We start from the raw sequence: 14,535 nt of genomic DNA, 5'->3' as shown, positions 1-14,535 counted from the left end.
GAAGTGCCTCACCCTGCCGAAGGATCCAGTGCCTGGGTCATTGCCTGCGCCCGGCTTCTTACGCCAGAGGGCACATCATCCGCCGCAGCCAGTTCTGCAAATTTCTTACGGGCATCATCCATATGCCCTTCTCGCACATCCAGCGTAGCAAGCGCTTCCGTTGCCAGCCCATGCCATGCCTTATCCTTACCCGTCAGCAGGGAAAGGCGGGAACGCAGGCTTGGAATGTCTCCCGCATCAATCTGTTTCTGGCACCACAGTAACATGGCAAGCTGGCGCAAAAGCGGATCTGCCTTCTGGTCAGTCTGCACGGCATCCCATGCCGCCAGCGCCGCTTTTATATCACCATGAGCCGCCTGCACCGCGCCTTCCTGCAAACGTGCCAAGGTTGCAAGGCCACCGGGGCTTTTCGCTGCAAGCTGCTGAAGGGAGGCAAGGCCTGTCTTGGCGGTTTCACCTAAGGGGGTGAGATTTGCGGAGGCAGGAGGCAGATGATCCGTCTGCCGCAGGGCGGTCAGATAAGCCCCTGTCGCAGCAAGAGAGGCGGATTTCTGGCTTGAAAGATGCCAGGACCATGCGCCTGCACCCGCCAGAACTACCACCAGCACCCCAAGCCCCAACCCCGCATAACGACGGGCGGCCTGCCGTAGGCGCTCTGCCTTCAGTTCGTCATCAACTTCCTTGAAAACATCTTCTGCCACGTCTGGCCCGTTCCCGTTCTGGCTAACTCAATAAGTGCGTAACGGGCATATCTGCCCTACCTGCACGCATCATACAAGGCACCAGCCCGGAAAGACAGTCCCTAACAGCCGTGCATCCCGTGCGTTTTTCTGCTTCTGCTGGCCGGGCATTCTCCCGGCCAGAGAGCCCTACGCAGGCTTTACTTCAGTGAGACCCCCCACCGAATTTGCTGCTGCCAGCCTTAAGGGAGGCTGTCATACGGCTGAAATTGGTGGCAATGCGCTTCTGTACCGCGGCACTGCCTTCATGAATGTGCGCAATTTTTTCACGCGCTTCATTGCTGATGGCTGTTTCTTCCTTGTTGGCAGTACGCGCAACACAACTGTTATAGGCGCGGGCCGCTTTTTCGTAGGCCGTGGCTTTGTCAACGCTGGCGTTATAATGTTCGACCGAGGAGACATCCATGGAAGGCATGGTGGGCTCAGCACCGCAGGCTGATGCCGTCCAGGCGGTGGTGGCGGCCTGCGCCTTACCGCCCGCAGTCGGCAGGCTCGCCATAACGGCTACGCCACAAACTAGAAAAAAACCTTTCCTCATTCTTTTTATTCCCTGTGATAAGCAACCTCTCCTGCCTGACACACCACAAAGGTAAAAATCAGGCGGCCGCTGCAACGCCGGGTTCATGGCACACATGGCATAAATGTCCATACCGCTCCTGATGCATGAGCGCTTCTCTCTGCTTATCCCCCGCCTTGGAAAAAACAAAAGGGCGGTATAACAGTGGCCTAATGCGTATTCTCTTCATCACGGCCACACGCCTGGGCGATGCCGTGCTCTCCACAGGCCTGCTGGCACATCTGATACGCACCATCCCGGATGCCCGCTTTACCATTGCCTGCGGCCCCGTTGCTGCCGGGCTGTTTGAGAATCTGCCGGGACTCGATGCTATATTGGTAATGGACAAGCGCAAATATGATCTGCACTGGCTGGATTTATGGAAAGCCTGTGTGGGGCAGAAATGGGATCTGACGATAGATCTGCGCGGTTCAGCCACCACACTGTTCCTGCGCTCGCGCAAGCGGTTGATCATGCGCGGCGGACGGCGGCCAGGTTTGCGCCTTACCCATCTGGCCAAACTGCTGAACCTTACCCCGCCGCCGTTGCCCACCGTCTGGCTCAGCAAGGCGGATCACGCTATTGCTGCCACAACCTTGCCGGCACAGGGTCCCCTGATTGCTCTTGGCCCAACTGCCAACTGGACCGGCAAAATCTGGCCGACTGAGCGTTATCTGCCGTTATGGAAAGCTCTTTCTGCCGCCATACCCAATGCCCGGCCTGTCATCTTTTATGGTCCTGGCCCACAGGAGCAGGCGCTGGCTGCCCCGGTTCTGAACGCACTGCCAAATGCTGTTGATGCAGGGGGCCATTTTTCCCTGCCGCAGGTTGCCGCCATGCTGGCCCGTTGCCGCCTGTATATCGGTAACGATTCCGGGCTGATGCATCTGGCGGCTGCCGCAGGTACCCCCACACTGGGTCTGTTTGGCCCCTCTCGCGCATCAGAATATGCGCCGTCAGGCAAACAGACGGCATGGGTAGTTGCTCCCGGCCCAGAAGGTGAGGCCCCTATTGCGGGCCTGAGCGTTGCCACCGTCGCCCAAGCTGCTGCACGCCTGCTGGCAGAAACACACTCATGAGCCCCACAATGTCCCCCATTTCTGCCCATGCCCCCTCCTCCAATACGCAACCGCTCCGGGTAGCGCATGTTATGGCGGGCGCGGCAACAGGCGGAGCAGAGCTGTTTTTTGAACGGCTTTGCATAGCGCAGGCGGCCTCCGGCCTCTCGGTGCTTCCCATTATCCGACGGGAAGGTGCCCGCGCACAGCGGATGCGGGCCGGAGGCATTGCCCCAACGGAACTCCGCTTTGGCGGTTTGGCTGATCTAACCACGCGCTTGCGGCTAAAACAGGCGCTCACATCCTTTGTACCACGTGTGACAGTGGCGTGGATGAATCGCGCGGCCCGTTTCACGCCACAAGGCAACTGGATTCTGGCGGGGCGGCTCGGCGGGTTTTATGATCTGTCCTATTATCGGCGGTGCGATCATCTGATTGGCAACACCCGTGGGTTAGTCCGTTGGATGAAAGAACAGGGCTGGCCCGAAAACCGCGTGCACTATCTACCCAATTTCGCCACGGACCTTGCCACCACTGCTCCCGTCCGTCCGGATGGCGTGCCGCCTGATGCGCCCTTTATTCTGGCGCTTGGCCGCCTGCATAAGAACAAAGCGTTTGATGTGCTGATCCGCGCCATGCGCCATCTGCCCGGCCAATGGCTGGTTATCTGCGGAGAAGGCCCAGAGCGTGAAGCCCTTGAAACGCTCGCCAGACAGGAAGGCGTGGCCGACCGTGTGCTGATGCCGGGGTGGTCCACACAACCGGGCAGGCTGATCCGTGCGTGCTCCGTGCTGGTCTGCCCCTCACGCCATGAACCGTTGGGCAACGTTGTGATTGAAGGTTTTTCCGCCACAAAACCCGTCGTCGCGGCAGCCTCTCAAGGGCCAACGGAACTGATCCGTTCTGGAGCAAACGGCCTGCTGGCTCCTGTTGAGGATGCGCAGGCTCTTGCCCGCCAGCTTGGCGCGGTGCTGGAAGATCCTGCCCTTGCCCACAAGCTGGCCCTTGCCGGACGGGCGGATTATGACCAGATCTTCGCCACCGGGCCGGTTCTGGCCGCCTGGCAGCAGTTTCTCTCCTCCGTGGAGGCTCCCTGATGTGCGGCATTGGCGGACTGGTTTACACACGCGGCACATTCCCTCAGCCTCAAACTGTGCTGGACCGAATGGCAGCAGCCCTGAGGCACCGTGGTCCGGACGGAGCCCATTTTGCCCGCCTGCCGCATGCGGACCTCGTGCATACCCGCCTGTCCATTATTGATCTGGCAGGAGGAGATCAGCCTCTTTCCGCAGGCACTGGCACCCTTATTGCCAATGGCGAGATTTATAATGACCCCCAGATCCGCCAGCAGATCGGGCAAAGCCATTTCAAAACCGGCAGTGACTGTGAATCCCCCCTCCTGTTATGGGAACGCAACGGCACGGACTACGCCCGTGGCCTGCGAGGGATGTACGCCATTGCACTGTATGACAGCGCACAGGAAGAACTCCTGCTCAGCCGTGATCCGTTTGGCATAAAGCCACTCTATGTCACGGAATTTGAAGGTGGCCTGGCATTTGCATCAGAACCTGGCGTTCTGCTGGCCGCAGGGCTTGCTCCCCGCACAATGCGCCCCTCCGCACGGGATGAACTGCTGCAACTTCAGTTCACTACCGGACGGGAAACCATTTTCAGCACCATTCACCGCGTTATGCCCGGAGAAACAGTGCGCGTGGTGCAAGGCCGCATTCTGGACCGGCAACACCGTTCGCCCCTGCCCGACCTAGTGCCCAATCAGCCTCCGCTGACAGAAGAAGATGCTCTTCACCAGCTTGATGCCGCGCTGATGAACAGCGTGCAGGCGCATGAACGGTCTGATGTGCCGTTTGGCCTGTTCCTATCCGGTGGCATAGACAGCGCCAGCCTCCTTACAGCCATGGCGCGGCTCCCCCGCCCAGAAAAACTCCGCACATGGACGGCAGTTTTTGAAGCCCGCAATGCGGCAGATGAAGCGGATGCCGCAGCCGACCTAGCCCGTGGCGTGCAGGCGGAGCATGAAACCGTGCGGATTACAGCCTCCATGGTCTGGCAACATCTGCCCGCCATTGTTGCCTGCATGGATGACCCAGCCGCCGATTACGCCATTATCCCCACATGGTTTCTGGCCCAAAAGGCAGCGCAGGATGTGCGGGTTATCCTCTCCGGTGAAGGCGGGGATGAACTGTTCTGTGGCTATGGCCGGTATCGGTCCGCCATCCGCCCGTGGTGGCGCGGGGGGCGCCGCATGTGGCGGCGCGGCATGTTTGATGGCCTGAATGTGCTGCGCACCCACCCCGCTGACTGGCGGGACGGCATTATGGCGGCGGAGGTCAACGCCGCCAGTGAGCCATCACGTCTTGCTGCGGCGCAGGCAGTTGATTGTGCGGAATGGCTGCCGAACGACCTCCTCCTCAAGCTGGACCGTTGCCTTATGGCGCACGGACTGGAAGGCCGCACGCCCCTTCTGGACCCGGTGGTGGCGGATGTTGCGTGGCGGCTGCCAGACACATTGCGAGTGCGCGGAGACAAGGGCAAATGGCTTCTGCGCCGCTGGCTTGAACAGCATTGTCCGGCAGCAAAACCGTTTGCCCCCAAACAGGGCTTCACCGTGCCCATCGGGGCCTGGATTGCGGAACAAGGTGAACGCCTTGGCACTCTGGTAGCGCAGCAGGACTGTATTCAGGAAATTGCCCGGCCAGAACGTGTACGTGCCCTGTTTCAAGCCGCTGGCGGCCGGAAAACCGGCCATGCCGCATGGACGCTGTTGTTCTATGCCCTGTGGCACCGCACACACATACGTGGCCTTGCCCCCACCGGGGATGTATTTGAAACGTTAAGCCAGTAACCTCATTTCAAGAAGACCATCATGCTTTTGGGAGAAGACGCCATGCCATCCGTCACGCATGTTGCCCTGCTTGAAAACAGAACCGTTCTGAAGCTGTCTGGCGCAGACCGGGTCAAGTTTTTGCAGGGACTGGTTACAGCCGATATTGCCGCCTTAACACCGGGGAGCGCCGCATGGTCTGCCTGCCTGACTCCGCAGGGCCGCTGGCACGCGGATTTTTTTGTGCTGGCTGACCCGGACGACACCTGCCTGCTGCTGGAGTGCGCAACCGAACAGGCTGAAAGCCTACGCAGCCAGTTATTGCGTTTCCGCCTGAGGTCTGATGTGCAACTGGAACCCACTGGTATGCGTGTGCTGGCCGCATGGGGCGAACGCCCGGAAGCCGCCCTGCTGGAAAACGCCATTACCTTTGCTGACCCCCGTGTGGAAGCCGCAGGCTGGCGTTTGCTGGATGCTCCCCCCGAAACCACACTGACAGCAACAGAACAGGATTATAATCTGCACAGGCTGGTGCTGGGGCTGCCCGATGGCGTGCAAGACTGTGAAGTTGGCCGCACGCTAGTGGCAGAAGCCAATATGGATCTTCTCGGCGGGGTTTCCTGGACGAAGGGATGCTATATGGGTCAGGAAGTTACGGCGCGCATGCATTACCGCACCTTGGTCAAAAAGCGGCTGGTGCCTATTGCCAGCACGGCTCCACTCCCTGCACCGGGTACGCCTGTTCTGGCCGATGGAGTGGAAGTAGGCACGCTGCGGTCCTCACAGGATCATATCGGGCTCGCGCTCCTGAAAACAGCAGCACTTGAAAAGACATTGCTGTGTGATGGTCATAAGCTGGTCCCTCGCCCTCCGGCGTGGCTGGCGGCTGCGCTGGATGCCGCCAATTCCTCCTCCAACCCAGAAACTCCCGAGCGTTCATGACCTACACTCCCCCTGCCCCCGTAGCACTTGAAACCATGCTGGATGCCGTCTCGTTTGACGCCTCCGGCCTGATTGCCGCCATTGCCCAGCAGCACGATACGGGCGAGGTGCTGATGATTGCATGGATGACGCGTGAAGCCCTGCAGGAAACCCTGCAAACAGGCCGCGTCTGTTATTACTCCCGCAGCCGCAAGAAGCTCTGGCGCAAAGGCGAAACATCCGGGCAGGTGCAGCATCTGCATGAAGCCCGTCTGGATTGCGATGCAGACGCCGTGCTGCTGCTGGTCAACCAGATTGGCGTAGCCTGTCACACAGGACGAAGAAGCTGCTTTTATCGTGCATTTGAGCAGGATGGACTGGTAGAACTGACAAAACCGGAAATTGATCCCAACCAACTTTATGGGCACATGCATTCCTGATGCGGGAGCCTGAACACCTCATCTCTGCACCGTTATAAATTAAAGGATGTGCCCATGCTCTCAGCCACACAGTCCCCTCCCACAGGACGGCTCGAGGGCAACACAACCACCCGGTCCGGGCACATTACTGAACATACGTTCCGCGCCATCAGCGCATGGCCTGTTCTGGCAACGTGTCTGGCATTGGGTATTGCCGGAGCGTGGCTGTTCTATCTTGTGGGCCAGCACATTGTGCCCTCACCCGGCCTCCCCATTATCGGCATTGCCTGCTTTCTACTGGCTTTTTTCCTACTCAAGGGCCTGATCATTCTTCAACCGAATGAAGCTGCAGTCTGCCTGTTGTTTGGACGCTACAAGGGCACGCTCACGCAGGCCGGTTTCTGTTGGCTTAATCCACTTTATACACGCCAGAAACTCTCGCTGCGGCTCAAGACCCAGGAAACCGGCCCCCTGAAAGTAAATGATGCCGTAGGGAATCCGGTAGAGATTGGTGCTGTTATCATCTGGCGTGTATCAGAAGCAGCACGCGCTACGCTGGAAGTGGATAATTACGGCCTTTACGTCTCCGCCCAGAGCGAAACAGCCCTCCGCCTGCTTGCCAGCCGCCACCCCTATGACCCCACCGAACAACAGGATGCGCTACCGACGAGGGACACTGGCACTGGCACTGGCACTGGTACGCCGGCTTTTACTGAAGCGCTTTCATCAATAACCCTGCGTGATGGAAGCGATGTTCTGGCCAGTATTCTCCTGCAGGAATTGCAACTCCGCATGGCAGCCGTTGGGATAGATGTTGTGGAGGCGCGCATTTCTCACTTGGCCTATGCACCGGAAATTGCAGGCGCAATGCTGCGCAAACAGGCCGCCAACGCCGTTATAGCCGCTCGCCGCGTCATCACCCAGGGTGCCGTCTCCATTATTGACGATGCACTGGCAGACCTTGAAGCCCGCATGGGCCACCAACTGCCCCCCCCAACAACGCGCCGCCATGATCTCCAACCTCCTGATTGTCCTGATAGGAGACCGCGAAGCTACCCCTGTTGTGAATACAGGTTTATGAATGACGCCCTGAGACAGAACAATTTCTAAAAATCATAGCAGAGCCCTATAAAGTGGCCTCATATTTAAGACCCAGCGGCACCTCAAATCTTAAACACATGACTTAATGACCGAAAAATGAAATAGACAAAATACGCTTTGACTTTTGAATAAGTTGGTTCTACCCGTAACATTGATATCTTTGAAACCACGCGCTGCAACCAGCCACACAAGTAGGCGGCTCCTTTTGTTCGTTCCCAAACTGTTCCAGTTTCAGGGGAAGGGAACGGACGCACCAGCTCCTTATACTATCAATGATATTTTAAAATTTGAGCAAACAATGCGGTCGCCGCCTCCATTTTCTCCAATTTTTTTCAAATCAACTGTCATTTTCGGATGTAAATTTCTTGGAATTTAGTCTGGAACCCAGAGAAGTTTACAATAAGGAAGCGGGCCAACATTTAACATGGTGCAAAAAAATGCCTATACCACGAAAGCAGCATTACATTTAATCTTCTATAGAATTTTTATATATTTATATTAAGCGAAATAAATTTATGATGTTTTTTATTCTATCAGAGCATCGCAATTAAACTTAAAATCTCACTCCAACTTGCTTAAACAATTCATATTTACCATAGCACAGGGATCACCCCCCGTCGTTCCGCCAATAGGGTCAGCACAGCCTCGGCAGCAGCATCCGCAGGCAATTTTCCTCCTGGCCCCTGCAAACCATTCAGAACCGTTTTGAAAGCCTCTTTCTGACTGTTTGCCATGTCAGGGTTTTCAAAAAGAGCCTTTACCGCGTTAGCCAGAACGGAAGGCGTGCATTGCTCCTGCAAAAGCTCCGGCACCACTGCTCGCCCGGCCAGTAGATTGACCATGGCCACATACGGCACCCGGATAAGCCGCCGCGCCATAAAGGCCGTAATGGGATTGACCCTATACGTGACCGCCATCGGCACGCCTGCCAACGCCAGTTCAAGGGTGGATGTGCCTGATTTGGTCAACGCAGCCCCTGCTGCCGCAAACGCATCATGCTTGTCCTGAACATCCGTCACAATTACCGGCCTAACAGGCCAGTTTGCCGTTTCACGCTCAACGGTGGCGGCCACCACGGGAGAGACAGGAATAACCGGCACCAGATCGGGCATATCCTTACGGAGCAGGGCCAGCATCTTGCCAAAAACCGGCAACAGCCGCGGGGCTTCGGACCGTCGGCTACCTGGCATCAACACCAGCACGCGCGCCGTGGGCTCCAGCTTGTGCCGTTGGTGAAAGCGGGCACCATCTCCATCCTGCGCGCCAGACTGAAGAACGGGGTGCCCCACAAAACGGGTCAACAGTCCATGCCGACTGAAAAACGCTTCTTCAAAGGGAAGCAGGCACAGCAATTCATCCCAAAGGCCAGGGAACTCTTTGACGCGTTTTTGCCGCCATGCCCAAACCTGCGGAGCCACGTAATGAACCCGCAAAATCCCTTTATCGGCAATACGCCTAAGCAACCGCAACGCAAAACCGGGGCTATCAATGGTGATTACCAGATCAGGCTTTCGGGCAGCAATATCATCTACAGCCTCGTTCAGCCGAGCGGAAAGTGCGCGAAGTCGGGGCAGTATTTCCACCAGCCCCATGACAGCCAGATCACGCATGGGAAACAGGCTACGCAGCCCCTGCTCCTCCATCCGCACCCCGCCCACACCCACAAACCGCACAGCGGGATTACGTGTGCGCAGAGCCTGCATCAGGCGTGCGCCCAATACATCACCACTGGCCTCGCCTGCCAGAATCCAGATAAGGGGAGAAGAAGATTGGTCTGCCATACCTTCAGCCATAAAGTGCTGTCCGGCATGGCACAATGGGGTCAGGCAATGACCGCCCGTTCCATACCCGGCACCCCCGTGCGCAGGGCCGAAACCACATACGCCTCAAATCCTGCCGGATTCTGGGAAAAACGCTGTAAATCTGCCTGCTTCAATGTCATGCGCACACGCCCACCTTCCAGAAGCAGACCATAGGTGCAGGATGTTAGTAAGATTGTGGGCTCATGCAGGGTTGTAATCAGCAAATAGTCTGACTGCGCCATGTCCCGTAAAACCTGCTTCAGATCAAACAGCGAGACAGGGTCCAGCCAGTTGAAAGGCTCATCCAGCAGCACAATGCGTTGCCCGCCCACAAACGCGCAATACAGCGCCAGCCTCTGTTTCATGCCTGCGGAATAATGTGCCACGGGCCGCGCCCAGAACCGTTCGAGCCCTAAGGCCTCCCGCAATGCCGCAAGAGCCTGTGTCTGATCTGCCTCTGCCGTCTGCGCCGCCACCAGATCAGAAACCATACGGCCCGTCAGATCAGACGGGAGGCACGCTGCGTCTGGCATGAATCCAATCCGCTGCGCCAGCGCGCTACGGGATGCCTCATGCGCTTCTCCGTCGAGGAGAATACTACCCGATAGCAAGGAAAGGCGGCCACCCAGACTCTTTAACAGGGTCGTTTTGCCAGATCCGTTGGCCCCAATAATACCGACCCAGCCCGGTCCTGCCATTTCAAGCTGCTCAATCTGCACCAGCGCCTGGCCACCAGCCCCGCAGATCACATCATGCAGCACTACTGTTAGCGAAGGAGGAAATGCAGTCATGAAAGGGCCATCCATAAACGCTGCTGATTACGCCGCCAGAGATAAGCAAGTCGGAACAAAGCCACCAAAACCAGTAGACCAGAGGAAATAGTCACACACAAGACAGCTAAGGCACCAGAAAACCCAAGGGCCATTTCTGCTCGGTTTTTGGGAAAAACACGATAATGAAGGGTCACAAAAACGGAAAAGAACAGCGCAAGACCAGATAGAACAAGCCATGCCTGCACGGCCACCAGAAGGCAGGCCGGAAACAGAATAACCGGGAGAAGCGCAGCACCACTTACTACAGCCAGCCGCTTCACCATGGCTTTGACAACCGTGGCCATTGGTTCACCCATCATGGTACCAAATGCAGCCCGCTCCCCACTCTGTGCCGGAAGAACAACAAACGGAATGACCCCGTATCCGATGAAGAACACTAACCAAAGGGAGTGAGTAAAATACCACTGCCCCGTTATCCCCAATCCCACCGCGATGAAGGCAATAACGCCACACATCCATGGCAAAGAAGTCCATTTAGGCAGGCCCTGTACCCTAAACTGCCTATTAGGCTGAGAAGATTTATCCTCAGAAGGAAGAACTCTGCCCATTTTCTGAGCGAAAAACTGTGGTTCCAGTGCAAGAAAAAATCCCAGACCGAAAAACCATACCCCAAGGCATCCCCATGCCACAGGTGCCGTTATGGAAACATGCGATAAACAAGCAGCCGTGCTCACAAATGCAAATGCCCCTATATTTGCCACGATACGATAGGCCATCCGCTGCCGCACATTCAGTATGGCAACGGTGACAACAGAATGCCCCTCCAAGCGTCGTACTCGGGAGGTGATCATCATATTCGCCACCACGTTTGTGGCAGCACACACAGCCAACACCACTTCAGCAGGAATGAAATGACGGGGTTGGCTGGCAGACCAAGCTGCCACGCCCAAACTGCTTACAACCAGAAGCACAATGAGAAACAGGATGTCTCTCTTGCGTCTTATCATGTCCCTGATGATGGCAGACACTAAAACCCACTCATAATAAACAAGAAAGAAGGGTGTCATTCTGAAATCTGGCCTGACCTCTGCATCCTGAGACAGTGAATGAGCACTGTTCATTCACTTTATTCCATGGAAACACCAAAATGGCCATTCAGTGCTTTCCCTTACATTTCGTGCTGTTCCAAGATAAACAGAGCCTCCTTTTACTCCCATGACCTTAACGGCTCCATTTCCTGAGAAAGGACTCTCGTGACTGTTAGCCAATACCTGAAAGAGTGGACGGAAGATCCCGTCAGAAACGTGCTTGCGGGCATGGTGGGCACCTTCGCACTTATTCCGGAAGTCATTGCGTTTTCCTATGCTGCCGGTGTAGCGCCTGAAGTTGGGCTGTATGCTTCTTTTGTTATCAGCGTCGCCATCGCCATTACGGGTGGTAGACCAGGCATGATTTCAGGCGCGGCGGGTTCTGTTGCTCTGGTGGCGGCAGATTTGGTGCACGGCCATGGTTTTCAATATCTGCTGCTGGCCACGTTACTGGCTGGGGCCATACAGGTCCTGTTCGGCCTGTTCAAACTTCAGAACATGATGCGTTTTGTCTCGCGTGAAGTGGCCACCGGCTTTGTCAACGCGCTGGCCATCCTGATTTTTTCGGCCCAGATTCCGCAAATGGTCCATGTAAGCTGGCAAACTTATGCACTGATCGCTCTGGGGCTTGGCATTGTTTATTTGCTGCCGCGCCTTACAACACGCATCCCCTCCCCGCTCATCTGCATTGTGGTGCTGACCGGCCTGACCATGGCGTACCCCATGCCCGTGCATGTGGTGGCTGATCTGGGCCCGCTGCCAACAGGGCTGCCTTCCTTCACCCTGCCGCATGTTCCGCTCACGCTGGAAACAGTCAAAATTGTGCTGCCCTACGCATTCGCCATGGCCATGGTGGGTGTGCTGGAATCTCTCATGACAGCAGGCGTAGTTGATGAAATGACCGACACGCACAGCAATAAACGCATGGAATGCACCGGGCTTGGTATTTCCAATATTCTGGTTGGTCTGTTCGGCGGCATGGCTGGATGTGGCATGATCGGGCAGACGGTGGGCAACCTACGCTACGGGGGACGGGGACGGCTTTCCACCTTTACCGCAGGGGCTTTTCTTCTTCTGTTGCTTGTCGTGCTCCATAATTTTGTGGCTCAGGTGCCCGTTGCAGCGCTGGTTGCCATTATGATCATGGTATCTGTCAGCACATTTTCCTGGTCTTCCCTGCATGATCTTATCCGCCACCCGCGGCTGTCTTCCACAGTTATGCTGGCAACGGTCATAGTGGTGGTATTGACGCATGACCTTGCAGCCGGCGTCGCTTGCGGCGTTCTGCTAAGCGGCCTGTTTTTTTCCTTTCAGGTCATGCAGCTTTTGCAGATTAATACCAGCCTGAGCCCGGACGGAGGGACGCGAACCTATCATGTTCACGGACAACTCTTTTTTGCATCCACAACCATTCTGACAGATGCCATTGATTTTCAGGATACTGCCCGGCATGTGATCCTGGATTTAGGCGCTGCCCGCCTATGGGACATCAGCGCCGCAGATGCTCTGGAAAAACTGGTCTCGCGTCTACAGGCTCGCGGAAAAACTGTGCAGATTATCCATGCGGATGAACGCGCAGCCCGCTTACTAAAGGCGCTGGGACATGATACGTTGCTGGCTGATACGCAGGCCGCGTAAAAAACAGCCTACATACCTCTCTTATGCAAAAAAGCCGGACCATGTTTCCCACGAGGTCCGGCTTTTCTTATTGTTCTTGATCTTCTCAGTCCATTTTTGCACCTCTTTCAGGCGCAGATGTTTCTGGGGCTATGGCAGGCGGCTCTCCATCCTGCCGAGGTGTCATACGGTTCCAGACATCCAATGCAGCAATTTTATAAGCTTCGGCAAATGTTGGGTAATTGAAAGTGGCTTCAATAAAATATTCAAAACTGCCACCAAAGTTCAGAACAGCCTGGCCGATATGGATCAGTTCTGTTGCTGCCTCTCCTACAATATGCACACCAAGAAGCCGATGAGTTTCAAGACAGACAATAATTTTCAGAAACCCTGCCGTTTCTCCCATGATCTGGCCGCGCGATGTTTCACGAAAACGCGCTATACCGGTTTCATAAGCGATCTTCTTTTTCTGAACTTCTTCTTCTGCCAAACCAACCGTGGAAATTTCTGGCACTGAATAAATACCATACGGGAAAAACGTTGGTGCTGGCGGCACAGCGTATCCACAGGCATGACAGGCCGCTATCCGCCCTTGCTCCATGGAAGTGGATGCCAGGGCCGGGAAGCCAATCACGTCTCCTGTTGCATAAATATGTGGCACTTCGGTCTGAAAGGAGTGGGCATCCACTTTCAAACGTCCTCGCCCGTCCGCGCTCAAACCCGCGGCAGCCAGATTAAGGTCAGCCGTCGCCCCTTGGCGTCCACCGGTATAAAGAAGCAGTTCCCCGCGCACGCGCCGCCCACCTTCAAGCAGAGCTACAGGCTGCTCGTCCTCAATCACGATTGATTCCAGAGCACATCCCAGACGAAAATTCACACCCCTGTCTCGCAACTGCTGCACAAAATCCTGAACAATTTCCCGGTCTATAAAATCCAGAATGTGGTCACGCTGATCCACAATGGTAACGCGCACATCAAGAGCGCTGAAAATGGTGGCATATTCAATTCCGATCACGCCCCCCCCAATCACAACAAGAGAGCGCGGAATGTGCTCCAGACAGACCATGCCATCGCTATCAATGACATATTTTCCATCAAACGGAATATGGTCAGGCCGATGCGGAACCGAGCCGACAGCAATCACCATAGCCCTGCCGCTCACACGCCGAGGTGCTACCCCGTCTCCTGTAATCTCAACTGTATGCGGATCAACAAAACGGGCTGCACCGTACGCCACCTCAATTCCATTGCGTGAAAACTGATGCTCCAGAACATCAATTTTATCAGAAAGTGTTTTACCCATACGCCTGCCCAGATCGTGCGCATTGATATGTTGCTTGACGCGATAGCTGAAGCCGTAAATGCCACGCTCCCGCCAGCCGGTCAGATTAAGCACCGTTTCCCGCAAGGTTTTGGAGGGAATAGTGCCAGTATGGACAGAAACACCCCCTATTCTGCCCTCCCGCTCTATTACCAATACGGATTTCCCGAACTTGGAGGCCTGCACTGCTGCCCGCCGCCCTGATGGACCACTGCCAATAACTATCAGGTCATACGCCTTGTTCATGACGGCCCCTCCCGAGTTAACTCTCTCTGAACAAGGACGTTCATGCAGGGA

The 14,535-nt window shown here is 56.0% G+C and carries 13 protein-coding genes; 7 read left to right on the top strand and 6 right to left on the bottom strand.

Annotated features, from left to right (window positions below):
• Positions 1-8 precede the first annotated feature (8 nt).
• The gene (locus QWU00_RS13935; protein WP_035380960.1) at positions 9-701 is read right to left on the bottom strand and encodes a tetratricopeptide repeat protein; all 693 of its coding nucleotides are present in this window, start codon (positions 699-701) and stop codon (positions 9-11) included.
• 184 nt (positions 702-885) lie between these two features.
• A complete protein-coding gene (locus QWU00_RS13930; RefSeq protein ID WP_035380962.1) occupies positions 886-1,278 on the bottom strand; it encodes a hypothetical protein in 393 nt (130 codons plus the stop codon).
• A 191-nt stretch (positions 1,279-1,469) separates the two neighbouring features.
• On the opposite strand from QWU00_RS13930, the gene QWU00_RS13925 reads away from it, so the two are divergent.
• The 6 genes from QWU00_RS13925 to QWU00_RS13900 are packed head-to-tail and all read left to right on the top strand — an operon-like array spanning position 1,470 to position 7,646.
• A complete protein-coding gene (locus QWU00_RS13925; protein ID WP_035380964.1) occupies positions 1,470-2,375 on the top strand; it encodes a glycosyltransferase family 9 protein in 906 nt (301 codons plus the stop codon).
• Positions 2,376-2,383: 8 nt separating this feature from the next.
• Positions 2,384-3,451, top strand: coding sequence for a glycosyltransferase (locus tag QWU00_RS13920; RefSeq protein ID WP_035381080.1), 1,068 nt, complete (start codon positions 2,384-2,386; stop codon positions 3,449-3,451).
• Positions 3,451-5,217 (top strand): asparagine synthase (glutamine-hydrolyzing), encoded by a 1,767-nt coding sequence (asnB, locus tag QWU00_RS13915; protein ID WP_035380966.1) that lies wholly within the window; start codon positions 3,451-3,453, stop codon positions 5,215-5,217. The genes QWU00_RS13920 and asnB overlap by 1 nt, the downstream gene beginning before the upstream one ends.
• A 42-nt stretch (positions 5,218-5,259) precedes the next feature.
• Complete coding sequence (gene ygfZ / locus QWU00_RS13910) at positions 5,260-6,138, top strand: CAF17-like 4Fe-4S cluster assembly/insertion protein YgfZ (protein ID WP_035381082.1); 879 nt, start codon at positions 5,260-5,262, stop codon at positions 6,136-6,138.
• A complete protein-coding gene (hisI, locus tag QWU00_RS13905; protein WP_035380968.1) occupies positions 6,135-6,557 on the top strand; it encodes a phosphoribosyl-AMP cyclohydrolase in 423 nt (140 codons plus the stop codon). Before ygfZ ends, hisI begins: the two co-directional genes overlap by 4 nt.
• A gap of 54 nt (positions 6,558-6,611) precedes the next feature.
• Positions 6,612-7,646 carry an SPFH domain-containing protein gene (locus tag QWU00_RS13900; protein WP_052051407.1) on the top strand — a complete coding sequence of 345 codons (1,035 nt, stop codon included), beginning with the start codon at positions 6,612-6,614 and terminating at the stop codon, positions 7,644-7,646.
• Between the two features lie 581 nt (positions 7,647-8,227).
• Here QWU00_RS13900 and lpxB read toward each other — a convergent pair.
• Genes lpxB through QWU00_RS13885 form a run of 3 tightly spaced genes read right to left on the bottom strand, consistent with a single transcriptional unit; the run spans position 8,228 to position 11,279 of the window.
• A complete protein-coding gene (gene lpxB / locus QWU00_RS13895; RefSeq protein ID WP_035381084.1) occupies positions 8,228-9,418 on the bottom strand; it encodes a lipid-A-disaccharide synthase in 1,191 nt (396 codons plus the stop codon).
• Positions 9,419-9,459: 41 nt separating this feature from the next.
• The gene (locus QWU00_RS13890) at positions 9,460-10,230 is read right to left on the bottom strand and encodes an ATP-binding cassette domain-containing protein (RefSeq protein WP_166443762.1); all 771 of its coding nucleotides are present in this window, start codon (positions 10,228-10,230) and stop codon (positions 9,460-9,462) included.
• Positions 10,227-11,279: a hypothetical protein gene (locus tag QWU00_RS13885; protein ID WP_035380970.1), complete on the bottom strand. Its 1,053-nt coding sequence runs from the start codon at positions 11,277-11,279 to the stop codon at positions 10,227-10,229. The genes QWU00_RS13890 and QWU00_RS13885 overlap by 4 nt, the downstream gene beginning before the upstream one ends.
• A 186-nt stretch (positions 11,280-11,465) precedes the next feature.
• On the opposite strand from QWU00_RS13885, the gene QWU00_RS13880 reads away from it, so the two are divergent.
• Complete coding sequence (locus QWU00_RS13880; RefSeq protein ID WP_035380972.1) at positions 11,466-12,938, top strand: SulP family inorganic anion transporter; 1,473 nt, start codon at positions 11,466-11,468, stop codon at positions 12,936-12,938.
• A gap of 85 nt (positions 12,939-13,023) precedes the next feature.
• On the opposite strand, the gene sthA is transcribed toward QWU00_RS13880, so the two are convergent.
• Positions 13,024-14,484: a Si-specific NAD(P)(+) transhydrogenase gene (gene sthA / locus QWU00_RS13875; protein ID WP_035380973.1), complete on the bottom strand. Its 1,461-nt coding sequence runs from the start codon at positions 14,482-14,484 to the stop codon at positions 13,024-13,026.
• Positions 14,485-14,535 lie beyond the last annotated feature (51 nt).

Origin of the sequence: Acetobacter tropicalis (assembly GCF_030644465.1) — a bacterium.
Classification (GTDB): Bacteria; Pseudomonadota; Alphaproteobacteria; order Acetobacterales; family Acetobacteraceae; genus Acetobacter; species Acetobacter tropicalis.
Note: the sequence above shows the minus strand (reverse complement) of the source record. Positions and strands in the feature narration are given on the sequence as shown.